The sequence below is a fragment of the Pseudoxanthobacter soli DSM 19599 genome (genome assembly GCF_900148505.1).
In the GTDB taxonomy this organism is placed as follows: domain Bacteria; phylum Pseudomonadota; class Alphaproteobacteria; order Rhizobiales; family Segnochrobactraceae; genus Pseudoxanthobacter; species Pseudoxanthobacter soli.
In genome coordinates, this window is the sequence record NZ_FRXO01000015.1 from 1 (window position 1) to 24,643 (window position 24,643).

At 69.4% G+C, this 24,643-nt stretch carries 18 protein-coding genes; 5 read left to right on the forward strand and 13 right to left on the reverse strand.

What is annotated here, in order from left to right; genetic code table 11:
- Window positions 1-18 precede the first annotated feature (18 nt).
- The 11 genes from BUF17_RS22330 to BUF17_RS20865 form a co-directional block, all read right to left on the reverse strand.
- Window positions 19-770 (reverse strand): IS5 family transposase gene (locus tag BUF17_RS22330; protein ID WP_139282629.1). Its coding sequence is split into 2 segments (ribosomal slippage): window positions 19-440 and window positions 440-770, totalling 753 coding nucleotides; the frame shifts between segments, so codons are not numbered across the junction.
- A gap of 72 nt (window positions 771-842) precedes the next feature.
- Window positions 843-1,793, reverse strand: a complete 951-nt coding sequence (locus BUF17_RS20820; protein WP_073632394.1) for a LysR family transcriptional regulator — start codon at window positions 1,791-1,793, stop codon at window positions 843-845.
- 370 nt (window positions 1,794-2,163) lie between these two features.
- On the reverse strand, window positions 2,164-3,561 hold the full coding sequence (locus BUF17_RS20825) for an NAD(P)(+) transhydrogenase (Re/Si-specific) subunit beta (RefSeq protein ID WP_073632396.1): 1,398 nt from the start codon (window positions 3,559-3,561) through the stop codon (window positions 2,164-2,166).
- 13 nt (window positions 3,562-3,574) lie between these two features.
- Window positions 3,575-4,060, reverse strand: a complete 486-nt coding sequence (locus BUF17_RS20830) for a proton-translocating transhydrogenase family protein (protein WP_073632397.1) — start codon at window positions 4,058-4,060, stop codon at window positions 3,575-3,577.
- A 17-nt stretch (window positions 4,061-4,077) separates the two neighbouring features.
- The gene (locus tag BUF17_RS20835) at window positions 4,078-5,211 is read right to left on the reverse strand and encodes a Re/Si-specific NAD(P)(+) transhydrogenase subunit alpha (RefSeq protein WP_073632399.1); all 1,134 of its coding nucleotides are present in this window, start codon (window positions 5,209-5,211) and stop codon (window positions 4,078-4,080) included.
- 296 nt (window positions 5,212-5,507) lie between these two features.
- Window positions 5,508-5,627, reverse strand: coding sequence for an aa3-type cytochrome c oxidase subunit IV (locus tag BUF17_RS22775; protein ID WP_139282630.1), 120 nt, complete (start codon window positions 5,625-5,627; stop codon window positions 5,508-5,510).
- A 316-nt stretch (window positions 5,628-5,943) separates the two neighbouring features.
- A complete protein-coding gene (locus BUF17_RS20845) occupies window positions 5,944-7,320 on the reverse strand; it encodes an ABC1 kinase family protein (protein WP_073632403.1) in 1,377 nt (458 codons plus the stop codon).
- Between the two features lie 89 nt (window positions 7,321-7,409).
- The gene (locus tag BUF17_RS20850; protein WP_244530980.1) at window positions 7,410-7,916 is read right to left on the reverse strand and encodes a DUF6790 family protein; all 507 of its coding nucleotides are present in this window, start codon (window positions 7,914-7,916) and stop codon (window positions 7,410-7,412) included.
- Window positions 7,917-8,098: 182 nt separating this feature from the next.
- Window positions 8,099-9,787: a serine hydrolase gene (locus BUF17_RS20855; RefSeq protein WP_073632405.1), complete on the reverse strand. Its 1,689-nt coding sequence runs from the start codon at window positions 9,785-9,787 to the stop codon at window positions 8,099-8,101.
- 171 nt (window positions 9,788-9,958) lie between these two features.
- A complete protein-coding gene (locus tag BUF17_RS20860; protein ID WP_073632407.1) occupies window positions 9,959-10,897 on the reverse strand; it encodes a heme-dependent oxidative N-demethylase family protein in 939 nt (312 codons plus the stop codon).
- Between the two features lie 109 nt (window positions 10,898-11,006).
- Entirely contained in the window at window positions 11,007-12,869 is a 1,863-nt protein-coding gene (locus BUF17_RS20865; protein ID WP_139282631.1) for a M3 family oligoendopeptidase, read from the reverse strand.
- Between the two features lie 478 nt (window positions 12,870-13,347).
- On the opposite strand from BUF17_RS20865, the gene BUF17_RS20870 reads away from it, so the two are divergent.
- Entirely contained in the window at window positions 13,348-15,081 is a 1,734-nt protein-coding gene (locus BUF17_RS20870) for a L,D-transpeptidase family protein (RefSeq protein WP_073632409.1), read from the forward strand.
- A 741-nt stretch (window positions 15,082-15,822) separates the two neighbouring features.
- Here the strand turns inward: BUF17_RS20870 and ade are convergent.
- Window positions 15,823-17,529, reverse strand: coding sequence for an adenine deaminase (gene ade / locus BUF17_RS20875; protein ID WP_244530981.1), 1,707 nt, complete (start codon window positions 17,527-17,529; stop codon window positions 15,823-15,825).
- A gap of 242 nt (window positions 17,530-17,771) precedes the next feature.
- Here ade and BUF17_RS20880 point away from each other — a divergent pair, with 242 nt between their 5' ends.
- The 4 genes from BUF17_RS20880 to BUF17_RS20895 all read left to right on the forward strand — a co-directional run bounded on the left by BUF17_RS20880 (window position 17,772) and on the right by BUF17_RS20895 (window position 23,397).
- Entirely contained in the window at window positions 17,772-18,980 is a 1,209-nt protein-coding gene (locus tag BUF17_RS20880; RefSeq protein ID WP_073632412.1) for a pyridoxal phosphate-dependent aminotransferase, read from the forward strand.
- Between the two features lie 183 nt (window positions 18,981-19,163).
- Window positions 19,164-20,444: a 4-aminobutyrate--2-oxoglutarate transaminase gene (gene gabT / locus BUF17_RS20885; protein ID WP_073632414.1), complete on the forward strand. Its 1,281-nt coding sequence runs from the start codon at window positions 19,164-19,166 to the stop codon at window positions 20,442-20,444.
- A gap of 133 nt (window positions 20,445-20,577) precedes the next feature.
- Complete coding sequence (locus BUF17_RS20890) at window positions 20,578-22,182, forward strand: 5-guanidino-2-oxopentanoate decarboxylase (RefSeq protein WP_073632416.1); 1,605 nt, start codon at window positions 20,578-20,580, stop codon at window positions 22,180-22,182.
- 444 nt (window positions 22,183-22,626) lie between these two features.
- Window positions 22,627-23,397, forward strand: coding sequence for an aldolase/citrate lyase family protein (locus tag BUF17_RS20895; protein ID WP_073632418.1), 771 nt, complete (start codon window positions 22,627-22,629; stop codon window positions 23,395-23,397).
- A 152-nt stretch (window positions 23,398-23,549) separates the two neighbouring features.
- Here BUF17_RS20895 and BUF17_RS20900 read toward each other — a convergent pair whose 3' ends face one another.
- Window positions 23,550-24,476: a FadR/GntR family transcriptional regulator gene (locus BUF17_RS20900; protein WP_084565059.1), complete on the reverse strand. Its 927-nt coding sequence runs from the start codon at window positions 24,474-24,476 to the stop codon at window positions 23,550-23,552.
- Between the last annotated feature and the right edge of the window lie 167 nt (window positions 24,477-24,643).

Below are 24,643 nucleotides of genomic sequence, written 5' to 3' on the forward strand. Positions count from 1 at the left end.
TCTAAGGCTTGTGGGGATTCACCGCGAGTTGATGACGGCAGCGGCGAGGTAGATCATGGCCTCGAAGCTGCGGTCGGTTTTGCAAGCGCGCATGGCGATGCGCTTGAATTCCTTGAGTTTGCAGAAGAAGTTTTCGATGAGGTGACGCCATTTGTACATCTCGGTGTCGAGCGGGATGGGAATGGCGCGGCGGGGGTGCTGTGAGATCACGATCTTTGCGCCACGCTCGTTGAGTTCGGCGATGATCTCGTTGCTGTCGAAGGCCTTGTCCGCAAGCAAGGCACCGAACTCGACGCCCTTGATTAGCGGGGCGACACCGACGGTGTCGAAACGATGACCGGGCATGAGCTGAAACCGCACGAGGTTGCCCAAGGCGTCGGTCAGCGCCAGGATCTTGGTCGTCATGCCGCCTTTGGAACGGCCAATGGCCTGGCTCTGAGTCCCCCTTTTGCGCCCTGGCCGTGCCGGTGAACCTTGACGATGGTGGCGTCGACCATGGCGTATTCCATGTCGGGCTCCTCCGTCAGCGCATCGAAAATCCGCTTGAAAACATCGGCTTCTCGCCAATCGCGGAACCGCCGGAACGCCGTGCTCCAGTTGCCGAACGTGGCTGGAAGGTCACGCCACGGACTGCCCGTGCGGACAATCCACAGCACCGCCTCCAGGAACAGCCGGTTGTTTGCGCCGCTACGCCCAGGGTCCGTCGGCTTGCCCAGACAATGCGGTTCCATCTTCGCCCATTGGGCGTCCGTCAGTACGAAGCGATCCATCCAAAGCGTGAATCACATCTACGCCAAATTGGGAATCCCAAATCCCCACAAGCCTTAGCCGGCGCGGCCGCTCTAGCCGCGCGGTGTGCCCTGCAGGGCGGCGCCGAGGCCGGGAATGGTGTCGAGACCGCTGTCCCAATAGGGTTCCGGGCCGTAGAGGTCGGCGAGGAAGTCGATGAACAGCCGCACCTTGGCGGGCAGGAAGCGGCGGCTCGGATAGACGGCGTGGACGCCGACCCGCCGGGAGGCGTGATAGTCGGGCAGCACCACCTGAAGCGCGCCGGAGCCAAGTTCGGCGCCGACATCCCAGGTCGAGCGCAGCGCGATCCCCATGCCGGCGATCACCGCCTCGCGCACGACTTCGTTGGAGTTGGTCCTGAGCGGACCGGAAACCCGCACCGCGACGGAGCCTTCGGGCCCCTCCAGCCGCCACGGGTCCTGCTGCCGCGTGGCGAGGCAGGCATGGCGGTCGAGATCCGCGATGGTCTCCGGCTGGCCATGGCGGGCGAGATAGGCGGGTGCTGCGCACATCACGCGGTGAACGTCCGCAAGGCGGCGCGCCACGAGGCTCGAATCCATCAGCTCGCCGATCCGGATCGCGACGTCGACGCCCTCGCCGACGAGGTCGACGAAGGAATCCGACAGGTCGAGATCGACCACCACCGCCGGGTTCGCCTCTATGAAACGGCCGAGGTGCGGCGCGACGTGCAGGCGGCCGAACGAGGTCGGCGCCGAGACGCGGAGCACGCCCCGGGCGAGCGCGGAATCCCCGGTGACGTAGGCCTCCGCCTCGCCCACGGCGGCGATGATGGCCGACACGCGCTCGAAGAAGCCCTGCCCTGCCTCGGTCACGGACACCTGACGCGTCGTGCGCTGGAGCAGCCGGGTGCCAAGGCGCTCCTCGAGCTTGTTCATGCGCTTGGAGACCACCGCCGGCGACAGCCCCATCTCGCGGCCCGCCGCCGAAAGGCTGCCGTTGGTGACGACGCGCACGAAGATTTCGAGATCCGTCAGATCAGACACAGCGCTGGAACACCGTCTGGAGCCTATCGCGTTCAGATCGAACCGATCCGAACGACGAGCATAGGACCAAAGTCTTGAACCCGGGGCGATTTCCTGTCGGCCGGATGGGTCCATCCGATCGGGAAAGCGCTCCGGTGCGGGTGGAGCCGGACCGGTCGCGCGGAGAGACACGCGCGACGATCCTGTCCCCCGTTCTTGCACCGGCTTTCCTGCCCCCCGCAAGCCGCTTCCCGCAAGCCGCTTCCGGCATCGTGGGGACCGGGCGACCGGCCCAAACGAAAACGGCCGCGCGAACGCGGCCGATCCCGGTGCGCGCCTCCCGAACCCGGCGATCCGGACCGGGAGGCGCTTTCGATGGGGAGGGAAGCCGTCAGAGGTTCTTGACGATTTCCTCGGTCATCTTCTTGGCGTCGCCGAACAGCATCAGCGTGTTGTCGCGGAAGAACAGCTCGTTCTCGACGCCGGCATAGCCGGAGCCCATGCCGCGCTTGATGAACAGCACGGTCTTGGCCTTCTCCACGTCCAGCACCGGCATGCCGAAGATCGGCGAGGCCGGGTCGGACTTGGCGGCTGGGTTGGTCACGTCGTTGGCGCCGATCACGTAGGCGACGTCGGCCTGGGCGAACTCGGAGTTGATGTCCTCCAGTTCGAACACCTCGTCATAGGGCACGTTCGCCTCGGCGAGCAGCACGTTCATGTGGCCCGGCATACGCCCGGCGACCGGATGGATGGCGTACTTCACCTCGACGCCTTCCTCCTTCAGCTTGTCGGCCATCTCGCGCAGCGCGTGCTGCGCCTGGGCGACCGCCATGCCGTAGCCGGGCACGATGATGACCTTGGACGCGTTCTTCATGACGAAGGCGGCGTCTTCGGCCGAGCCCTGCTTCACCGGGCGGCTTTCCTTGGCGCCACCGCCGGCCGCGGCCGCCGTCTCGCCGCCGAAGCCGCCGAGGATCACCGACACGAACGAGCGGTTCATGCCCTTGCACATGATGTAGCTGAGGATCGCGCCCGACGAGCCGACCAGCGCGCCGGTGATGATGAGCGCGGTGTTGCCCAGCGTGAAGCCGATGCCGGCCGCCGCCCAACCCGAATAGGAGTTGAGCATGGAGACCACCACCGGCATGTCGGCGCCACCGATCGGCACGATGATGAGGCCGCCGAGCACCAGCGAGACCAGCGTGATCAGCCAGAACAGCGCGTGGCTCTCGGTGCGCACGAATGCCACGATCAGGATGATCAGCAGCACGGCGAGGCCGAGATTGATGGCATGGCGCGCCGGCAGCAGGATCGGCTTGCCGCTCATGCGGCCATCGAGCTTGAGGAAGGCGATGACCGAGCCGGTGAAGGTGATCGCGCCGATGGCGACGCCGAGCGACATTTCCACGAGGCTGGCGCCGTGGATGGAACCGGGATCGCCGATGCCGAAGGCTTCCGGCGCATAGAGCGCGCCGGCCGCCACGAACACCGCCGCGAGGCCGACCAGCGAGTGGAAGGCCGCGACGAGCTGGGGCATCGCCGTCATGGGAATGCGCCGGGCGGTGACGGCGCCGATGCCGCCGCCGATGGCGAGCGCCAGCACGATCAGCGCGAACGCGCCCGGCGAGGGACGCGCCACGGCGAGCGTGGTGAGCACGGCGATCGCCATGCCCGACATGCCCATGAGGTTGCCACGACGGGAGGTGGCGGGGCTGGAAAGCCCGCGCAATGCCAGGATGAACAGCACCCCGGAAACGAGATAGAGCAGAGCCGCGAGATTGGCGTTCATGAGATGCGGTTCCTCAGCCCTTCTTGCGGTACATGGCGAGCATCCGGCTTGTGACCATGAAGCCGCCGAAGATGTTGACGGCGGCCATGACCAGAGCCAGGAAGCCGAATCCCCGCGCCCAGACGGCGCCGGGGCCGACGGCGAGGTCGACGCCGACGGACAGGAGCGCGCCGACGACGATGACCGACGAGATCGCGTTGGTGACCGACATCAGCGGCGTGTGCAGCGCGGGCGTCACCGACCACACCACGTAGTAGCCGACGAAGATCGCCAGCACGAAGATCGACAGGCGGAACACGAACGGATCGATCGCCCCGCCGGTCACGGCGCTGAGGCCGTGGGCGATGGCGTCGCCGGCACCGGAGGCGCCGTGGGCGATCTGGTCGGCATAGGCCTGGGCGGCATCGGCCGCGGCGCGCGCCTCCTCGGCCGCGATGCGGGCGAGGTCGGCGGCCGCGCGGGCCTGTTGAAGAGCGTCGCTCTGCGCAACGGTGTCCATGTCAGCTTCTCCCCCGATCAGGCCGCGGCGAAGGCCGGATGCACCACCGCGCCGTCGCGGGTGATCACGGTCGCCTTGACGAGTTCGTCGTCCCAGTTGATGGCGAGGTTCTTCGTGGCCTTGTCGATCAGGGTCTCGACGAAGGCGTAGAGGTTCTTGGCGTAGAGCTGGGACGCGGAGGCCGCGATGCGGCCGGAAACGTTCCTGTGGCCGACGATCTTCACGTCGCCGACCGTCACCACTTCGCCCGCCACCGAGCCTTCGACGTTGCCGCCGCGCTCGACCGCGAGATCGACCACCACCGAACCCGGCTTCATCGAAGCCAGCATCTCGGCCGTGATCAGCCGGGGCGCGGCACGGCCGGGAATCAGCGCCGTGGTGATGACGATGTCCTGCTTCTTGATGTGCTCGGCGACGAGGGCCGCCTGCTTGGCCTGATATTCCGCCGACATCGGCTTGGCGTAGCCGGCGGCGGTCTCGGCCTGCTTGAATTCCTCGTCCTCGACGGCGACGAACTTGGCGCCGAGCGAGGCGACCTGCTCCTTCGAGGCCGGGCGCACGTCAGTCGCGGTGACGACGGCACCGAGGCGGCGCGCCGTGGCGATCGCCTGGAGGCCGGCGACGCCGGCGCCCATCACGAACACGCGGGCCGCCGGAACCGTGCCGGCCGCCGTCATCATCATCGGCAGCGCGCGGTCATATTCGGCGGCGGCGTCGATCACGGCCTGGTAGCCGGCGAGGTTCGCCTGGGACGACAGCACGTCCATCACCTGGGCGCGGGTGATGCGCGGCATCAGCTCCATCGCGACCGACGTGATGCCGGCGCCGGCGAGTTCGGCCAGCGCCTCGGCATTGCCGTAGGGGTCGAGCGTGGCGACCACCAGCGCGCCGGACTTGATGAGCCTGATTTCGTCGGAGGTCGGGCGGCGCACCTTGAGCACGATGTCGGCATCGGCAAGCGCCGTGGCCGCGTCGGGAGCGATGGTGGCGCCGACGGCTTCATATTCGCCGTCCGGAATGCGCGAGGCCTTCCCCGCGCCCGTCTCAACGCTCACCGTCGCGCCGAGGGCGATGAAGCGCTTGACGGTGTCGGGAGTCGCGGCGACGCGCGGTTCCGCGTCGACCGTTTCTTTGGGAACGGCGATCTTCATGGAAAGCTCCGCTGGATCAACCTGCCCCCGGACGCCGGCCGGGACCAGAAAAGCTGATCGATTTCAGAAGGACGGAGCAGCCCCCGTCCGCATTCGGGAATGCGGGCCGCCCCAGACGCGTGAAGAGGAGGCATGGCCCAGCCCGGCCGATGCCGCCTGCGGAAAAGACAGGCTCGCCGACGGACCGCCACGGCCATCCGCCGGAAATTCGAAAACCGGCCCGGCAGACATCGTGCCGCCCCGCGATACCGCCGTCGGCCGGCGCGGGCGCGCGGCGAACGGGGCGCCGGCCTGCTTCAGGTCAGGAAGAAACCCATCAGGGCCATGAGAATGACGAGGCCGATCACCGACCACTTCACCATCCCGAGAAAAGTCGAATAGGTCGCTTCGTGGGCCGCGTAGTCCATCGCCGTCATATGCTCGCCGGCGGATCGTTCGGTCGTTGCATGGGACAAATGCCCGTGCGCCGTGTTCCCGTGCGCCATGTCTCGCTCCCTTCAGTTGTCGCCTTCGACGCCGGACGGAGCAGGCCGGGACGCCACCGGGCGCCGCAACCACGCCCCCGCCGGCAGAACCGCGGTGACTTATGCCTTAGGACTCTTAGCGGCGATATCGCACGGGAGCAATTCGGCATTTCCGCCGAACCACCCCTCATCTCCTGCATGGCTGATCGTCGCGGAGCGGGCAGCGGCGCGGCCGGGCGGCCGCGCGCGGTGGGCGCGCAAGGCGCCCTCAGGCCGGGACTTCGGCGAGCCCGACGCCCTGCAGCGCGGCCTCCTGACGGGCGGCCAGCAGACCGGGCTTGAAATCGGCGATGGCGGCCTCGAACAGGCGGTGGAAGTTGAGTTCGGCTTCGAGGTGGAGGAACACGCCGCCGAGGCCGAGCGCGGCGCGGTCCATGAACACGAACTCGCGCGGCACCGTGACCGGCCCGAGTTCCTTCAGCCGCTTCGCCACCGTGAATGCTTCCCGGCGGCCATATTCGGCCGCGCTGACGCCCTCGGCGATGGGCCGCACCCTGTCTTCCAGCAGCGGGCCGTAGATGAAGCGCGCCCAGATATTGAGGGTCTCGATCAGGTCGCGGTTGAGGTTGCGGAAGCCCCACACCTCGTAGGCTGCGACCACCTCGTCCTCGTTGCCGGCCTGGAGCCCGCGATAGAGCTGGATGACGCCGGCCACGAAGCGCGGCGGAAAGATGCGGATGCAGCCATAATCGAGCAGGTTGATGCCGGCAGGCCGGCCGTCTTCCTCGAACACCGTGTAGTTGCCGAGGTGCGGGTCGCCGTGGATGGTGCCGAAGCGGGCGAACGGGTGCCACCACGCGCGGAACATGGTTTCCGCCAGCCGGTTGCGGTCTTCGAGCGGCCGGTCCTTGAACGCCAGCATCGGCCGGCCTTCGAGCCAGCCCATGGTGAGCAGCCGCTTGGTGGAGAGTTCCGGCACGATCGCCGGCACGCGGATGCCGGGTTCCTCGCCGAGGATGATGCGGTAGAGCGCGGCGTGGCGCGCCTCGCGGCGATAGTCGAGTTCCTCACGCAGGCGCGCGCCGACTTCCTCGGCGATCTCGCGGGTGTCGATGGCCGGACGCATGCGGCGGTGGATCGCGAGCAGCGCGGAGAACTGCTTCAGGTCGGCCTCGACCGCCGATTCCATGTCGGGATATTGCAGCTTGACGGCGAGGTCGGCGCCGTCGAGCCCGACGGCGCGGTGGACCTGGCCGAGAGAGGCGGCGGCGGCGGGTTCCTTCTCGAACGAGCGGTAGCGCTTTTCCCACGCAGGGCCGAGTTCGGCCATCATGCGGCGCTTGACGAAGGCCCAGCCCATCGGCGGCGCGTTCGACTGGAGGTTGGCGAGCGCGGCGGCATATTCCGGGGGAACGGCTTCGGGAATCGTCGAGAGCAGCTGCGCCACCTTCATCAGCGGCCCCTTGAGGCCGCCGAGCGCGCCGGCGATGTCGGCCGCCGTCTTCTCCGCGTCGAGTTCGCGGCCGAGGAGCCGCGCGCCCATGATGCGGGTCGCCACGCCGGAGATGTCGGTGCCGACGCGGGCATAGCGCGCCGCCCGGGCGGTGAAGCGGTTGCGTTCCTGGTCCACCCTGTCGTCCGCCACTCGTCGTCTCCCTTGCCGCGCCGCCCGTCCTTGAAGTGGGCACGCGACGCCGGATTACCAGAGGCGCCACCCGATCACGAGCGCGAGGGTCAGGCTTCGGACCGGCCGCCGGGCAGGATGCGCACGAGGGCGACGAGCACGATGACGGCGATGGGGGTGATGAAGTCGGTGTAGAGGATCGGGCCGGCATTGCCGGCGGCCATGTCGGCCGTCTGCTCGATCTGGATGAGATGGCCGATTCCGGCACCGCCGAGGAAGCAGAGCGCCATGATCCCGACCGCCATGGAGAAGCCGAGTTCCTTGCGGAAGGCGGCGATGATGGCGGTGACGCCGATGCCGAGATTGGCGACGCCGACCTCGAGCTGGAACGGGCTCGGCGCCCAGCCGATGGAGGCCGCGACCTGATCGGGCACGAAGACGTGGCCGGTGAAGCCCCACAGGCCGAGCAGGCCGAGCGGGATCAGCAGCACATAGCGCAGCAGCGCCCGGGCGATGCGGTAGGGCGTGATCGGACGCGGCCCGCGGCCGAGCGCGACGCCGGCCGCGACCAGCGCGACCACCCAGGCCAGAATCGGCACCCAGAAAACCATCGCCATCTCCTCATCGGCCTTCGGCGGGCAGCCGCCGCGACGCCGCGACCCGCGCGCGCGAGCGCCGCGCACACGGCTGAAAGGCGGATCATTCCCGAACTTGGCGTCCGGCGCCAGAGGCCCGGGCACGGCCGGCATCGCAAAACCGGATTCCGGTGCCGCCCGGTGAGGCGGTGCCGCGACCGGCCTCACTCGACGATGACGTCGTCCGGCGGCGCGTGGTCGTCGGGAAGGGTGTCCTCGCGCGGCTCGCCGGTGCGCCAGAACGTCGTGGTCTGGTCGTTCCAGTCGAGCAGCATCCGGCTGTAGACGTTCTCGCCGTTCAGAATGAACTGGCTCATGCCGATCGGGATTTCGTCCGCGGTCTCCACCCCGTTCATCGGGCCGGACACCAGCATCCGCGCCATGAAGATGGTGTTGTTGTAGGGCACGAACGCGATCTTCGCGCCGGTCTCCTCCAGCGTCAGCACCAGCCGGTCGCCGTCCACCGCAATGCGGGCGGGGCCGAGCATGTCGCTGGAATAGGCTCCGGCGAAGCGCGCGAGGTCGCCGGGCGGCGTGCGGTCCGCCGGCGGCTGTTCGCCCGCCTCGTTCTCCGCCACCGCGTCCTGCGACTGCTTCAGCGCGACCTTCAGCGCGGAATCGTCGCCCTTCTGGTCGAGGAGTTCGGTGTTGATCCACTTGGCGAGGCCGGTGGAGAAGGTCGGCAGGCCCTGGTCGCGCAGGTTGTTGAGCACGATCACGCCGAAACCGGCCTCGGGCATGAAGCCGATATAGGCGTTGAAGCCCTGCGAGCTGCCGCCATGCCAGACGAGCTGGCCGCGCGAGGTGGCGGAAACGAACCAGCCGTTGGCATAGGACAGGTTGCCGCCGATGGCGATGCGCGGCAGCCGGGTCTGGTCGAGGGCTTCCTCGGAGACGAGGCGCTTGCCGTCCCAGACGCCGCCGGCGAGCTGGAACCGCACCCAGCGCGCCATGTCCTCGAGGTTCGAGTTCATCTCGCCGCCCGGTCCGAGCCGGTAGGGAATGTTGACGTTGAAGGGAATCTGTTCCGCCCCGTGGGTGGTGAAGCGGTGGCCCTCGGCATGGTTCGCGGCGTCGGCGATATCCGCCATGGTGAAGCTCGTCGACGTCATGCCGAGCGGTTCGAGCAGTTCGGCGTGGACGAGCTCTTCCCAGCTCCCCACCTCGTAGCGGTCGGCCAGGATCATGCCGCCGATCAGCGACGGCAGGTTGGTATAGGCGAACTTCGAGCGGAAGCTCGATGCGAACGGAATGCTGCGCAGCTCGTAGACCCGCCGGCCATCCTTGTAGCCGAGATAACCCATGACATCGTTGACATAGGCCGGCAGGCCCGAGCGCTGGGCGACGAGGTCCTGCACCTCGAATTCGCGCGTCACCCACGGATCCGACAGCGTGAAGCCCGGCATGAGATCGGCCACGCGGGCATCCCATCCGAGCTTGCCCTCATCGACCGCCATGGCGAGCGTCGTCGACAGGAAGCTCTTGGTGACGGATGCGATCTGGAACACGGTCTTCGCGTCCACGGGGCGCTTGTCGGCGAGGGAGCGGACGCCGAAGCCCTTGGCGTAGACGAGGCCGTCGCGGTTCACGATGCCGACGACGGCGCCGGGCACGGCGAAGTCCTTCATCGCCTGCCGGACGAGAGCGTCGAGCTTCGGCGCGAACTTGGCGACGCGCTGCTTGACCACGCCCGGCGCGAGTTCGCCCGCGCCGCCCTGCTGCGCCGCCGCCGGCGCCGCCGAGAGGCCGACCGCCAGCACCGTCGCGGCGACGAACCCGATCCCGCGGGCCACCGGACCGGCCGGACGCAACAACACCCCGAACGCCGTGCGCACGAACCTACCGACCATCATTCGCTCACCGAGACTATGAAAGACAAGGAAAGATTTATCACGGGCGACTTTAAGCAACGATGGAGCGATTCCATCGATCTGCAAATAGCATCACAGCGCACGATTTGAACAGCGCGTCGCACGCGATAAAAAAGGACCTGCCTGGGATCGGCTTCTTCGATCGGCCGCCGTCTAAACTTCGGCGGGCGCCTCGCCGGCTTTCCGCGTCCTGGCTGCGACGGCATCGAGGGCGGCGACCACGCGGTCGCGGTGCTGCGTGAGGGCCTTGTAGGCGAGTTGCGGCTCGTCGAGTGCGAGGATCTGGCCCTTCAGACTGTCCGCCAGCGCGGCGCCGTCGGGGTGGCGGGCGAGCGCGGTCAGCGGGTCGATCTCGATCTTGATGGTGAACAGGATGTCGCCGCTTTCCGGCAGGCGGCGCAGGGTCTGGCGCTCGACACGGATGAAGGTGCGCGCGGCGACGACGTCCGGCCCGGCGGTCCAGGCGCGGTCGCGCGGGCCGTTCTTCGATTCCGGATGATGCAGTTCGGGATCGGGATTGAGCGCCCAGTTCATCCGCCACACCGGAAAGCCGACGCGCAGGCTGTCGAAGATGCGGTTCATGCGCGCGGCGAGCTGCTCGGCATAATGCGGCACCGGCTCGTGCAGGCCGTCGAGGGTCTTGCCGAACTTTTCCGCCAGCGACCAGGACGACGGGAAGCACAGCGAGGCGGCGGCGAGGCGGTAGCCGCCCGCGCCCTTGCGCATCAGGCAGAGATCTTCCTGCACCAGCCGCGAGACCTGCAGAAGCGGCGGGCCGGCGGCGTCGGAAAGATCGACGACGCGGTCGGCGGGCAGGACGGCCACGCCCTCGCCCGCGCGCCGGTAGAGGCCGGGATGGATCTCGACGAGGTGGGCGGCGACGAGGTCGGCCACCTCGCGCTGGGCGGCGCGGGTCTCGATCTCCTCGCGCCACACGGCTTCGGGGCGGTGCGCGATCAGGTCCTCCTTCTCGTCGAGATAGGCGACGAGAAGCCGGTCGGGCAGGAACCAGTCGGCGAGGTCGACCGGCTGCAGGCCGATGGAGAACGGCTTGCGCGAGCCGTCATAGGGCGTATGGGCGAAATCGGTCATCGGCGAACGGCTTCCACGGAGATGCGCGGGCGCCTGGCCCGCCCGCCCATCCTGCCGATCCCGCCGCCGCGGCCAATGCGGCCCATCGCCCCGACCGGGCGTCTGCCGATCAGTCGAGGGTTTCCAGTTCGTCGATCATGCCCGAGATGACGTCGAGGCCGCGCTTCCAGAAATCCGGATCGCGGGCATCGAGGCCGAACGGGGCGAGCAGTTCGCCGTGGTGCCGGGTGCCGCCGGCCTTGAGGAGCGCGAAATATTTCTCCTGAAAGCCGCTCTCGGCCTGCGAATAGACCGCGTAGAGCGAGTTCACCAGACAGTCGCCGAAGGCGTAGGCATAGACGTAGAACGGCGCATGGATGAAGTGCGAGATGTAGCACCAGAACGTCTCGTAGCCCGGATTGAGCCGGATCGCCGGCCCCAGGCTTTCGCGCTGCACTTCGAGCCAGATATCCGAGATGCGCTCGGCGGTGAGTTCGCCCTCGCGGCGCTCGAGGTGGATGCGCCGTTCGAAGGTGTAGAACGCGATCTGGCGCACGACCGTGTTCAGCATGTCTTCCACCTTCGAGGCCAGCATCACCTTGCGCTCGGTGGCGGTGCGGGTGCGGTCGATCAGGGTGCGGAAGGTCAGCATCTCGCCGAACACGCTGGCGGTCTCGGCCAGCGTCAGCGGCGTCGGCGCCATCAGCGCGCCGTTCGGCGCCGCCAGCACCTGATGGACGCCGTGGCCGAGTTCGTGGGCGAGCGTCATCACGTCCCGCACCCGGCCCTGATAGTTCAGGAGCACATAAGGGTGCGCGCTCGGCACGGTCGGATGCGCGAACGCGCCCGGCGACTTGCCCGGCCGCGCCGGCGCGTCGATCCAGCCGCGCTCGAAGAAGCGGTCGGCGATCGCCGCCATGTCCGGCGAGAACCGGCTGTAGGCTTCGAGCACGGTGGCGCGCGCGTCTTTCCACGGCACCACCCGGTCGTCGGCCTCCGGCAGCGGGGCATTGCGGTCCCAGTGGTCGAGCGCTTCCTTGCCGAGCCAGCGCGCCTTCATGGCGTAGTAGCGGTGGGACAGGCGGGGGAAGGCGTCGCGCACGGCGGCGACGAGCGCATCCACCACCTCGCGCTCGACGCGGTTGGCGAGATGGCGCGAATCCGCGACATCCTGGAAGCCGCGCCAGCGATCGGAGATTTCCTTGTCCTTGGCGAGCACGTTCATGACGAGCGTGAACGTGCGCAGGTTTTCCTTGAACACCTCGGCGAGCGCGACGGCCGCCGCCTCGCGCCGCGCCGGCACCGGATCGGACAGCCGGTTCAGGGCCTGCTCCAGCGTCATCGTCTCGGTGGCGATCTCCACCGTCAGCCCGGCCACGGTCTCGTCGAACAGGCGGTTCCAGGCGGCATGGCCGGTGACGGACTTCTCGTGGAACAGCTGCTCGATGCGGGGTTCGAGCTGGTAGGGCTTCTCGCGGCGGCAGTCCTCGATCCAGGGGCGGTAATGGGACAGCGCCGGCGCAGCGTAGCCGGCTTCCAGCGCGGCGGCATCGAGATCGTTGAGTTCGAGGCCGAAGAACAGCAGGTGGGTGCCGGCCGTCGTCAGCTTCTCCTGCACGTCGCCGTAGAACTTCGCCCGCTTCGGATCGGAGGTATCGCCGGCATAGACGAGCCCGGCGAACGAATAGAGCCGGCCGACCAGTTCCTCCAGCGCCTCCAGGCGCGCGATCACCTCGGCCAGCGCGGCGCCGCCCTGCGGCCCGGACAGGCGGGTGGCGAGCGTGCCCTTCACCTCGGCCTCAAAGGCGCGGGCTTCTTCCAGCGCGCGGGCGAGATCGGTGGCAACCGCCGGAGAGTCCATGCCCGGATAGAGATCGTCGAGATTCCACTCCGGCAGGTCGCCGAGCGCGGCTGCCGATGCCGTGGCAGCCGACGGAGCGAATGCGGGGCCGGCGGCAGGCGGAAACGGACCGGGCGAAGCAAGGCGAGGCATCGAACCACATACTCCCTGGATGCAGGCCGGCGTCCGCGTCGCGGCGGGCCGGCCGGGGCGCCGCGGCGGCGCCCATTCCATCACGTTGTTCCCTTCACATAGGCCGTTCGAGGTGGGCGGATCAATGGCGGCGCCCCGGAATGCCGCCGGGCGGAACGGATGGGGCGGTGCTGGCGCGTCCGCACGCCGGCATGGCAGCACGGCGGCGATGCAACCGGACCGACCGTGACCATTTCACAATAATGAATCCTCATCTTGCGATCTGCGGACGTTGTTAACGGGACGTTGAGGGAAATCATAAACATCATGGCTTCCTGCCCACGGCCGTGCTTGCGACCCGAGCGGGGGCAGACGCGGCTTTGCGGCCGCGGCACCGGCGTGCCGCCCTTCGCGGATGGAGGCGGCGCATCGCAGGTCACGATCGCTTGATATCCGCGGGCCGGCCGACGCTTCGTTCGGAATGAAAAGGAGAGCCCCTTTGCGCGTTTCGTTCCGCACGATCCTTGCCGGCAGCGCCCTCGTCACGCTCGCCGTGGCCGTGCCCGTGACCACGTTCGCGGCCATGCCGGGCGCGTTCGGCGTGCAGTCCGCCGGGCGCACCCAGGATCTGATCGCCGCCGCGATCTCCACCTATTCGGTCGACCCGGTTTCCGCCGCGCTGCGCCGGACGATCGAGGGCCACATCGCCGCGATGGCGCCGCCTGCGGCCGCGCCCGCCGATCCCGCCGCCGCGGCGCCGGCGCCGAAGCCGCTCTCGGCGAGCGACGCGGACTGGGTGGGCATCGCCGCGTTCTATTCCGCGCGTGGCTATGCGCCGGTCTGGTTCGCGGGCGGCGTGCCGACCGCGCGCACCCGGGCCGTCGCCAACCGATTGGCGAAGGCCGGGGAGGACGGCCTCGACCCCGCCGCCTATTCCGTGCTGGACCGCTCGCTGCAGCCGATCTCGCCGGAGGATGCCGACCGGCTCGCCCGCGCGGAGCTGCGCGCCGCAGCCGCCATCCTGCGCTATGCCCGCGAGGCCCAGACCGGGCGGGTGAAGCCGTCGTCCGTCTCGCCGCTCGACGCGGAAAAGCCGGTGCCGCCGGACCCGGCGTCGGTGCTCGCGGCGGTCGCCGACGCGCGCGACCCCGCCGTCGCGCTCGACAGCTACAACCCGCCTTATCTCGGCTTCCGGCAGCTGCGCGCCAAGCTCGCCAACCTGCGGGCCGGCCTGCCGGTGAGTTCGATGCCGCTCGGGGCCTCCGCGGCCGGCAAGATCCCGTCCGTCGGGCGCGTGCCCGCGCTCGCGGTGCGCGATCCGGCCGTCGCCGAGCGCGGCCCGGCGCTCGCGTCCCGCGGCACCGGCATCGTTTCCGACGCCGATCCGCAGGTCACCGGAAGCCTGCCCCAGCCGCGTCCGCAGGCCGCCGCCACGGAGAGCGGCAAGAGCGCGACCGCAACCAGGGACACCGCGGCCTACCGCCAGACGGAAGCCGCCATCCTCGCCAACATGGAGCGCTGGCGCTGGCTGCCGCGCGATCTCGGCCGCTTCCACGTCTGGGTCGACATTCCCGGATACGACCTCGCCGTGGTGCGCGACGGCGAACGCACCTTCCACACCCGCGTCGTCGTCGGCCGGGACACCAACCAGACGCCGACCTTCTCCAGCGCGATCAACAACATCGTCGTCAATCCCTACTGGAACGTGCCGGTCTCGATCGTCACCAAGGAGATGCTGAAGCAGATCAAGGCGAACCCGGGCTACCTCGCCAAGAAGAACTACGAGGTGCTCTACAAGGGCCAGCCGGTCGATCCGACCCGGATCGTCTGGAACGAGAACGCGGCGCGGGCCCTGTCGATCCGCCAGAAGCCCGGCGCCGGCAATGCGCTGGGGACGGTGAAGTTCCTGTTCCCGAACCCGTTCTCGGTCTACCTGCACGACACGCCGTCGAAGGCGCTGTTCGCCAACGATTCCCGCGCCGACAGCCACGGCTGCGTGCGGGTGCAGAACCCGATGGCGTTCGCATCCGCCCTGCTGGCGGAGGACCCGAACCTCAACGGCGACAAGGTGAAGGATCTGGTCGGCGGCAAGGAGCGCTGGCTGAAGATCGCCACCCCGGTGCCGGTCCATCTGACCTATTTCACCGCCATGGTGACGCCGAACGGCGACCTCGACCTGCGCGAGGACATCTATGGCCGCGACGCCAGGCTGAAGGCCAAGCTCGGGCTGTGACGGTCAAGCGCGGGCGGGAAGACTTGAGGCCACAATATTTGACGCTGAAGACTTGAGGCTGAAAAGACTTGAGGCTTGAAGACGCTCTGCGGCACGCCCATTGCTGAGCGTGCCGCAGATTCGACCGGCGGCTCCCCCCCAGTCCGAACCACGCCGGTTTGCGGGTCCGGAAGAAGCCACCGATGATCCCCGGCCGCGCCTGAAGGCAGCAGCCGGTGGCCCGAAAGCCGGCCAGGACGTCCGACGCATTCCGCCGCGCGCCCCCAGATCAGGGAGGCCGCGCCGCCGTCATTCCGCGTCTTCGGCTCATCAACCACAGCGTCCGTGCCGCGATGGGCAGGACCGGGGATCGTCACCGTCGATTTCAACTCGCCATCGCCCCGGCGGGCGAGCCCGGAATGCTTACCTGTTCAGAATAATTCCATCTGGAACAGGCAACTTTCTAAAATAAACCCCCAAGATTAAATTTCAGAAAGGTTTCGTTTGGCGCCGTTTTGCGTCGCGGCGATACATACACCTTATGTCGCCGAAGTATATATTCGACTCTGCCCAATTTGGGCACATTTCATACTTTTAATATTTCATAGTTTTAATGTGAGGAGCCTCGGGCGGCGGCGACGTGCGCATTCGCCCATGCGGGAGCGTGCCCCGGCGCATGCGCGCAGGCGGCCCGGCGGCGGCAAGACCCAATCGGTGCCGCGCGTCAGGCTTGCAAGACCGTGTGAGGCTTTCTGAACCGCGTCAGGCTTGCAGGACGGTGAAGGCGTCGACGTCGATCAGGCCGAAATCCGAGATCTTCAGGTGCGGGATCACCGGCAGCGGCAGGAACGCGACCTGAAGGAACGGCTCGGCGAGCGTGCAGCCGAGCGAGCGGGCCGCGACGCGCAAGGGGCCGAGCGCGGCCTCCACTTCCTCGTAGGGCATCAGGCTCATCAGCCCGGCGACGGGAAGCGGCAGGTCGGCGACCACCCGGCCGCCGGAGACCACGGCGAACCCGCCCTTGATCTCGGAGAGGTGGTTGACCGCCATCGCCATGTCGGCGTCGTCGGCACCGACCACGGTGATGTTGTGGCTGTCGTGGCCGACCGAGGAGGCGATGGCGCCGCGCTTGAGGCCGAAGCCCTTCACGAAGCCGAGCCCGATATTGCCGTTGACGCCGTGGCGCTCGACGACCGCCACCTTGACCACGTCCTGCGACAGGTCGATGCCGCGGATGCCGTCGTCGAACGGCAGCGTGAGCGTGAGGTGGTCGGTGATGATCTTGCCGGGGATGATCCCGATCACCGGCCCGGTCGCCTTGCTGGCGCGGACGCGGAAATCGGCCGCCGCGACGTGGGGCGCGCGGATGCTGTCGAGCCCGACCGGGGCGACCAGCGGACGCGCCTCGAACGCGGCATCGTCCACCGGCACGCCGCCGGCGATGACGCGGGCGACGGTGCAGGCTTCCAGATCGTCGAGCAGCACGATGTCGGCGCGCCGCCCCGGCGCGATCATGCCGCGGTCGAACAGCCCGAACGCGTTGGCCGCCGTCAGCGAGGCCGAGCGGTAGGCGGCGAGCGGGGGAACGCCCATCGCGATGGCGGTGCGGATGAGATAGTCGAGATGGCCCTCGTGGGCGATCTCCAGCGGGTTGCGGTCGTCGGTGCAGAAGGCGAGGAACGGCGAGGTGGCGAGCGTCAGCAGCGGGCCGATGGCGGCGAGGTCCTTGCAGACCGAGCCCTCGCGGATCAGCACCGTCATGCCCTTGCGGATCTTCTCGAGCGCCTCCTCGGCGGAGGTCGATTCGTGGTCGTTGCGGATGCCGGCCGCGATGTAGCCGTTGAGATCGGTGCCGGTGACGAGCGGCGCATGGCCGTCGATGGAGCCCCCGGCAAAGGCGACGAGCTTGTCGAGCACCTCCGGATCCTTGTGGAGCACGCCGGGGAAGTTCATCACCTCGGCGAGGCCGAGGGCCTTGGGATGGTCGCGCAGCGGCACGAGGTCGGCGGCCGTGAGGCGGGCTCCGGCGGTTTCCATGTGGGTCGCCGGCACGCAGGACGACAGGTTGACCTTGAGGTCCATCACCATCGCCGAAGCGCTGTCGAGGAAGAAGCGGATGCCGGGAACGCCGAGCACGTTGGCGATCTCGTGCGGGTCGCACAGCGCCGTGGTGACGCCGTGGGGCAGCACGCAGCGGTCGAATTCCTGCGGCGTCACCAGCGACGATTCGACGTGAAGGTGCGTGTCGATGAAACCGGGCACCGCGATGCGGCCGGCGCCGTCCACCACATGGCGGCCGCGATAGCGGCCATAGGTGCCGACGATGGTGTCGCCGCACACCGCGATGTCGGTCTCGACCAGGTCCCCGGTGACGAGATCGAGGAGCCGCACATCCTCGATCACCAGATCGGCCTCGGTGACGCCCCTGCCCTGATCGATCCGCCGTTCCAGCACGCCGCGCGAAACCACCATCGACCTCCAACAGAACCGCCGCCCGAACCCATCCCGCGCCGCGAACCGCGCGGGGATGCCCGACGCCCGATCATTCCATAGGGCAGCGGGAATGTCACAGGGATAGGACGGCGCCGGGGCGGGACGCGGAGCGGCGCCCATTACGCAAGTCGGAACGCTGCTGTACAAACGGATCGCGGGCACCCGCGGCTCTCGCGATCCGGTGCCCGCAGGTTGCGCTATCCACCGAGGCCACGTTCATGTCCGTCTCTTCCCGGCGTTTTTCCTCCCGCGTCGACCACATCGCCGGCGAATCGGTCGATGCCTGGAAAATCCACTATGCGGCCAGACAGGCCGAGCGGCGCGGCGAGGACGTCATCGTCCTCAGCGTCGGCGACCCGGATTTCGCCACCCCGGCGCCGATCGTGCGCACGGCGATCGAGGCGCTGGAGCGCGGCGACACGCATTATTCGGACATTCTCGGCCGCCCCGCGCTGCGCGAGGCGATCGCCCGCGAGCACAACCGCCGCAGCGGCATGAATGTCGGCCCGGAGAACGTGATCATCGCCTCCGGCGCCCAGAACGCGCTGTTCGCCACCGCGCTCTGCCTGTTCGGGCCGGGCGACGAGGTCATCGTGCCGGAACCGATGTATCTCACCTATCCCGCCACCATCGGCGCTTCGGGCGCCACCCTGGTTCCCGTCGCGATGCCGGCGGCCGGCGGCCTCAGGCCCGATATCGCGGCGATCGCCGCGGCCGTCACCCCGCGCACGCGCGCCATCGCGCTCGCCAATCCCAACAACCCGACCGGCATGGTGCTGACCCGCGAGGAGGCCGATGCCATCGCCGCCATCGCGATCCACAACGACCTGTGGGTCATCTCCGACGAGGTCTACGGCACGCTGGTGTTCGACCGCGAGCACATCACCCTCGCCGCCCTGCCGGGCATGGCCGAACGCACCGTGACCGTGGACAGCCTGTCGAAGTCCCACGCCATGACGGGCTGGCGCGTCGGCTGGCTGGTCGCGCCGCCGGATCTCATCGGCCACGTCGCCAATCTCGACCTGTGCATGCTCTACGGCCTGCCCGGCTTCGTTCAGGAGGCGGCGCTGGTCGCGGTGGAGGACAGCGCGGCGGTGACCGAGGCGATGCGCTTGATCTATCGCCGCCGCCGCGACCTTGTCGTCGCAGGGCTGGAGGGCATCGACGGCATCCGCTGCCTGACGCCGGAAGCCGGCATGTTCTGTCTGCTCGACGTGCGGGACACCGGGCTCAGCGCGCTCGATTTCGCGTGGGGCCTGTTCCGCGAGACCGGGGTTTCGGTGCTCGACGCAGCCCCGTTCGGCCCGAGCGCGGCCGGCTTCGTGCGCCTTGCCTTCACCATCGGCGACGAGCAGCTCGCGGAAGCCTGCGTGCGCATCGCCGGCTATGTCACCCGGCTGATGCGGCGAAACGATATCGAGGGTTAGCAGACCTCCGGTCCCGCGCGGGTTCCGCTTCCACGGTGATTCTGTCCGGCCGGAGCACCCCGGAGAGTCTGCTCAGGACGACGCGGGCACCGCCGCCGCCGGGGCGCCTGCCTTTTGATCCAACCGCTTGCCGGCCGGGCGGGAGTGCGGCCATGATCGGCCGCTTCATTCACGAGGACCATCATGACGACCAATGCCGAATTGCTCGCCCGTCGCAATGCAGCCGTGCCGCGCGGCGTGGGGCACACCACGCCGATCTCGGCGGAGCGAGCGGAAAATGCCGAGGTCTGGGACGTCGAGGGCAAGCGCTACATCGATTTCGCCGGCGGCATCGCGGTGCTGAACACCGGCCACCGCCATCCCAAGGTGATCGCCGCCGTCAAGGAGCAGCTCGACCGCTTCACCCACACCTGTTTCCAGGTGCTGATGTACGAGCCCTATATCGAACTGGCCGAGCGGCTGAACGCCCTCGCCCCGATCGACGGGCCGGCGAAGTCGCTGTTCTTCACCACCGGCGCCGAGGCGACCGAGAACGCGGTCAAGATCGCGCGCATCGTCACCGGCCGCTCGGGCATCATCGCCTTCACCGGATCGTTCCACGGCCGCACCAACCTCGCCGTGACGCTGACCGGCAAGGTGCTGCCCTACAAGAAGGGCCTGCCGGCCACCCTGCCCGACATCTTCCACGTGCCGTTCCCCGCGCCGCAGAACGACGTGACCGTGGATGAGGCGCTGCGCCACCTGAGCTTCCTGTTCAAGGCCGACGTCGCGCCCGACCATGTCGCCGCGATCATCATCGAGCCGGTGCAGGGCGAAGGCGGCTTCCACATGGCGCCGCCGGCGCTGATGACGGCGCTGCGCACGATCTGCGACGAGCACGGCATCCTGCTGATCGCCGACGAGGTGCAGACCGGCTTCGGGCGCACCGGCAAGATGTTCGGCATGGAGCACTACGAGGTGAAGCCGGACCTGATCTGCGTGGCGAAGAGCCTCGCGGGCGGCTTCCCGCTTTCCGGCGTCATCGGCAAGGCGGACGTGATCGACGGCGTCGATCCGGGTGGCCTCGGCGGCACCTATGCCGGCAACCCGCTCGCCTGCGCGGCGGCCCTCGCCGTGCTCGACGTGTTCGAGGAAGAGCACCTGCTCGACCGTTCGAACGCCATCGGCGAGCGCATCCGCGCCCGTCTGCACGGCTGGGAGCGGCGCAACGACCTCGCCCCCATCGCGGCGGTGCGCGGCCCGGGCGCGATGATCGGCTTCGACATCGTCAAGGAGCGCGGCACGCACGAACCCGATGCCGACACCACCAAGGCGGTGGTGAAGAAGGCCTATGAAAGCGGCCTCGTGCTGCTTTCCTGCGGCACCACCTACAACACCATCCGCATCCTGGTTCCGCTGACGGCCTCCGACGAGATCGTCGACGAGGGCCTGGACCTTCTCGAAGGCGCGCTGCGGATTTCGTAAGCGACGCGCAATCGCGGGAACCGACGCGCGGCGCCGCTTCCGGAACCGAACCGGATGCGGCGCCGCAGCGGCTGCGGACGGCGGTGTGCGGACATGCGCGCCGCATAAGAAGACCACGAGGGCGATCCGGACCATGACCACCTGCGGCGAAGTGCTGGTCGAGCTGCTCGAAGCCTACGGCGTCGACGTGGTGTTCGGCATTCCGGGCGTCCACAATGTCGAGTTCTATCGCGGGCTATCGGCCTCCACCGTCCGCCACGTCACGCCCCGCCACGAACAGGGCGCCGGCTTCATGGCCGACGGCTATGCCCGCGCCACAGGGCGGCCGGGCGTGTGCTTCACCATCACCGGCCCGGGGCTGACCAACATCCTGACCGCGATGGGACAGGCCTATTCGGATTCGATTCCGATGCTGGTGATCGCCAGCACCAACAGCCGGCCGCAGCTCGGCACCGGGCGCGGCCACCTGCACGAGCTGAAATCGCAGCGCGCGCTTGCCGAGGGCGTCACCGCCTTCAGCCACACGCTGATGACGCCCGACCAGCTGCCGGACGTGCTGGCGCGGGCGATGGCGGTGTTCGCGAGCGCCCGCCCGCGACCGGTCTATATCGAAATCCCCGTGGACGTGATTGCGGCACCGGCAAGCCATCTGCCGCGCAAGGCCCACGCCCTGCCGGCCCCGCCGCTGCCGCCGGCGAGCGCCATCGCCGCGGCGGCAAATGCCTGCGCGGCGGCGGAACGGCCGCTGCTGGTACTCGGCGGCGGTGCGGTGGCGGCGCCCGCGGCCGCCGTGGCGCTTGCCGAAGCGCTCGACGCGCCGACGGTGATGACCATCAACGCCCGTGGCCTGCTGCCGCCGGACCACCCGCTGATCGCAGGCGAAATCCTCACCGCGCCGCCGATCCTCGCCGCGCTGGCGGAGGCGGACCTCGTGATCGCCGCCGGCACCGAGTTCGGGGAGACGGAGATGTATCCCGACGTCGCCGACATCCGCATTCCCGGCGGGCTGGTGCGCATCGACATCGACCCCGAACAGCTGGTGCGGGCACCGGCCGCCGACATCCCGCTTCTCGGCGATTGCCGCGCGACCATGGCCGCGCTGGCGGAGTCCCTGCCGGCCGATCGGGACAGCGGCGGCGCCGCCCGCGCGGCAGCGCTGCGCGCGGCGACCGCCGCCGCCCTGCCCACCGGCATCGCGCCCTATCGCCGGCTGATGGAGACCATCGACGCGGTGCTGCCGCACGCGATCGTCGTCGGCGATTCCACCCAGACGGTCTACCACGCCAACCAGTTCTACCGTCCCGCGCTGCCGCGTTCGTTCTTCAACGCCTCCACCGGCTACGGCACCCTCGGCTACGGCCTGCCGGCCGCCATCGGCGCGCAGCTCGGCGAGCCAGACCGGCCGGTGATCGCCCTCGTCGGCGACGGCGGCGTGCTGTTCACCATCGGCGAACTCGCCGCGGCGGTGGAAGCCGGCGCGCCGGTGATCGTCATCCTCTGGAACAACGATGGCTATGGCGAGATCCGCAGCTACATGACGGCGCGGCAAATCACCCCGGTCGGCGTCGACCTCAAGGTGCCGGACTTCATCCGCATCGCGGAGGGTTTCGGTTGCGCGGCCGAACGCGTGCGCAGCTTCGCCGGGCTCGCCGACGCCCTCGTTGCCGCCCACGAGCGCTTCGTGCCGACGCTGATCGAGATCCGCGCCGACGCCCCGTTCATCCGGGAATGCCTCTGAGGGCGGCGGCCGCCCCGGGCCGTTGCTGCTCCGCCCTGCCCCGGGGGCGCCGGGACGATGCCGGCGCTGCCGTGCCCGGGCCAGACCCGGCCTCGGCTGCATCCCGGGAGGCCGTCCCTTCAGGCACACGCGGACGATTCCCCTTGAAGCGGCGCCATCCCAGGATTGGTGCGACACGATGCCGTGAGGCGGCGACGGAACCGCTGTCCGAACCGGTCCCAAAGAAACAACCGGCTTGCCGTCTTTCGCAAGTGCAGCGAAACTCCCGCCTCACGGAAGGCCGCCGGGCGGCCGGAATGGTTCGGCCCTGGCGCCTTCCGGAGCACGATCACGCTTGCCTGAAGCCGTGAGCGTGTCCGAAGGACTCGTTCCGGACGCCTTTCGACGGACTGCTTGATCCGTCCGGAACGGAACCGCCGCCGGAGAACCATGCGCCGAGACACGATGACCGCGCCCTCGCTCCGCTCGCTCGCCCTCATCCGCCCCGACGGGACGGGTGCGCTCGACGCTGCGGTTGCAACCGGCGCGGATGCGGTGGTGATCGATCTCGCGCCGTTCCGCGATGCCGCCCTTGTGGACGCGCGGACCCGCACGGCGGCGCTGCTCGCGGCGATGCCGCGCGGCGGCGGCGCGCCGCTCCGGTTCGTGCGCGTTCACCCCATCGCGTCGGGCCTCGTCGATGGCGACCTCGATGCGGTGATCGCTGCCGGGCCGGACGGCATCGTGCTGCCGGGCGCGGACCCCGACGGCATCGGCCGTCTGGCGCTGCGCATCGCCGTACGCGAGGCGCGGCTCGGGCTCGATGCCGGTGCGGTGTCGATCATCGCGATGGTGGCGGAGGACGCGGCCGGGCTTCTGAAGCTGTGCGGCGCGCAGCCGGCAGGGCGCCTCGCGGCCCTCGGCTTCTGTCCCGCCCGGTTTCGCGGCGCGGTCGGCACTCCCGGACGGCTCGCCAATGGGCGGGAAGATGCCGGCGCGGCCGACCTGCTGGCGCGCGGATTGGTGGCGGCGGCCGCCGCGGCGGCCGGCGTGGCCGCGCTGATCGACCTGACGGCGGAGACCGCGGCGCAGAGCGACAATCATGCGACCGAAGAATTGGGCGCGCTCGCCCGCCGCGCGCTCCGCGACGGCTTCACCGGCGGCTTCGCCTCGGCCCCGGAAGGCATCGCCGCGCTGAACGGGGTGTTCCGCGGCGAAGAAGCCGCAGTGGGGTGAGGCCCGCTTCGCCGCGCCAAGCGGCCGTCCGCCCACATCGGACAGGAAGGCCACTCCCCGGCAAGGACGCAGATTTCACGAACAGATGCGACCGCCTCGCCGCACGTCACCGGAAGCCCCGATGACGTGCGTCTCGCTGGCCGGCACGCCGCTCAGGCCCCCGCGCGCTTGACGCCGATGGCCGCAGCCACCGCAGCCGACGCGGCGGCGGGGTCGCGGGCGGCGATGGCGTCGGCGGCGGCGCGGTAGGAGGCGGCGGCGGCGCGGCGGCGCGGCGGCGCGGCCGCCGAGAGGGCGAGGCCGAGGGCCGCGACAAGGCCGGCGAAGGCCTGGTTGCCGCTGCCCGTCAGCAGTTCCGCGGCGATGCGGTTCTCGGCGGTGACGGACTCGGCGCGGTCGCTTCCCGCGGCCTCGAACGCCGCGACCGCAGCCGACAGGCGCTCGACCGACGCGGCGGCCGGCCGGCGCGCCGCGAGCGCGGCGGCATCGGGCAGCACCGTCGCCCGGAGCGCGAGGAGGTCGGCGGCGAGCGGGCCGCGCAGGTCGTCGTCGGCGAGCGACCATTTCACGAGATCGGCGTCGAGCACGCTCCACGAGGCGCGCGGCAGCACCAGCGTGCCCGCGCGGCGGACGGTGCGGATCATGCCCTTGCCGGCGAGGATCTTCACCGCCTCGCGCAGGATGTTGCGGCCGACGCCGAGCGCCAGGCAGATTTCGCTTTCGACCGGCAGGGTCTCGCCGGGCAGGTACTCGCCCCGCACGATCGACGTGCCGATCACGCGGGCGGCACGCTGGGCGAGGCTTTCGGCGGGCGGACGGACGGGCTTTCTCGTCGCGGCGGGCGCGGACGCGGCACCCGACCCGGAGGACCCGGCCTTGGAGGACCCCGCCTTGGGAGATGCTGCCTTGGGAGATGCTGCCTTGGGAGATGCGGCGTTGCGGGATGGCGCCTTGGGCGACGCAGCTTTGGGCGACGCAGCTTTGGGCGACGCAGCTTTGGGCGATGCAGCTTTGGGCGATGCCGCGACCGCCCTGCCGGACCTGCCCGTCTTCCTGGAACCGCCGTCAGATCGCGCCATCCGAGCCCCTTCCGCGTTCCGGAGCGGCTGGCTCTCGCCCGGCGGACGCCCGTCTCCGGCCGTCCGGCCGGCGCACGGCCAGCCTCATCCTCTCTCGAGCCACCCGCGCCGGGCATGGTCCAGCGGCATCGGATCGGATGCACCGGCGTCTGACGCCACTATGGTCC

What these genes read in the sequence shown, in the direction of transcription:
- BUF17_RS20825 (WP_073632396.1), bottom strand. Translation starts at nt 3,561, where the DNA reads ATGAACGCCAATCTCGCGGCTCTGCTCTATCTCGTTTCCGGGGTGCTG.
- BUF17_RS20830 (WP_073632397.1), bottom strand. Translation starts at nt 4,060, where the DNA reads ATGGACACCGTTGCGCAGAGCGACGCTCTTCAACAGGCCCGCGCGGCC.
- BUF17_RS20835 (WP_073632399.1), bottom strand. Translation starts at nt 5,211, where the DNA reads ATGAAGATCGCCGTTCCCAAAGAAACGGTCGACGCGGAACCGCGCGTC.
- BUF17_RS22775 (WP_139282630.1), bottom strand. Translation starts at nt 5,627, where the DNA reads ATGACGGCGATGGACTACGCGGCCCACGAAGCGACCTATTCGACTTTT.
- BUF17_RS20850 (WP_244530980.1), bottom strand. Translation starts at nt 7,916, where the DNA reads ATGGCGATGGTTTTCTGGGTGCCGATTCTGGCCTGGGTGGTCGCGCTG.
- BUF17_RS20855 (WP_073632405.1), bottom strand. Translation starts at nt 9,787, where the DNA reads ATGATGGTCGGTAGGTTCGTGCGCACGGCGTTCGGGGTGTTGTTGCGT.
- BUF17_RS20860 (WP_073632407.1), bottom strand. Translation starts at nt 10,897, where the DNA reads ATGACCGATTTCGCCCATACGCCCTATGACGGCTCGCGCAAGCCGTTC.
- BUF17_RS20865 (WP_139282631.1), bottom strand. Translation starts at nt 12,869, where the DNA reads ATGCCTCGCCTTGCTTCGCCCGGTCCGTTTCCGCCTGCCGCCGGCCCC.
- BUF17_RS20880 (WP_073632412.1), top strand. Translation starts at nt 17,772, where the DNA reads ATGTCCGTCTCTTCCCGGCGTTTTTCCTCCCGCGTCGACCACATCGCC.
- gabT (WP_073632414.1), top strand. Translation starts at nt 19,164, where the DNA reads ATGACGACCAATGCCGAATTGCTCGCCCGTCGCAATGCAGCCGTGCCG.
- BUF17_RS20890 (WP_073632416.1), top strand. Translation starts at nt 20,578, where the DNA reads ATGACCACCTGCGGCGAAGTGCTGGTCGAGCTGCTCGAAGCCTACGGC.
- BUF17_RS20895 (WP_073632418.1), top strand. Translation starts at nt 22,627, where the DNA reads ATGACCGCGCCCTCGCTCCGCTCGCTCGCCCTCATCCGCCCCGACGGG.
- BUF17_RS20900 (WP_084565059.1), bottom strand. Translation starts at nt 24,476, where the DNA reads ATGGCGCGATCTGACGGCGGTTCCAGGAAGACGGGCAGGTCCGGCAGG.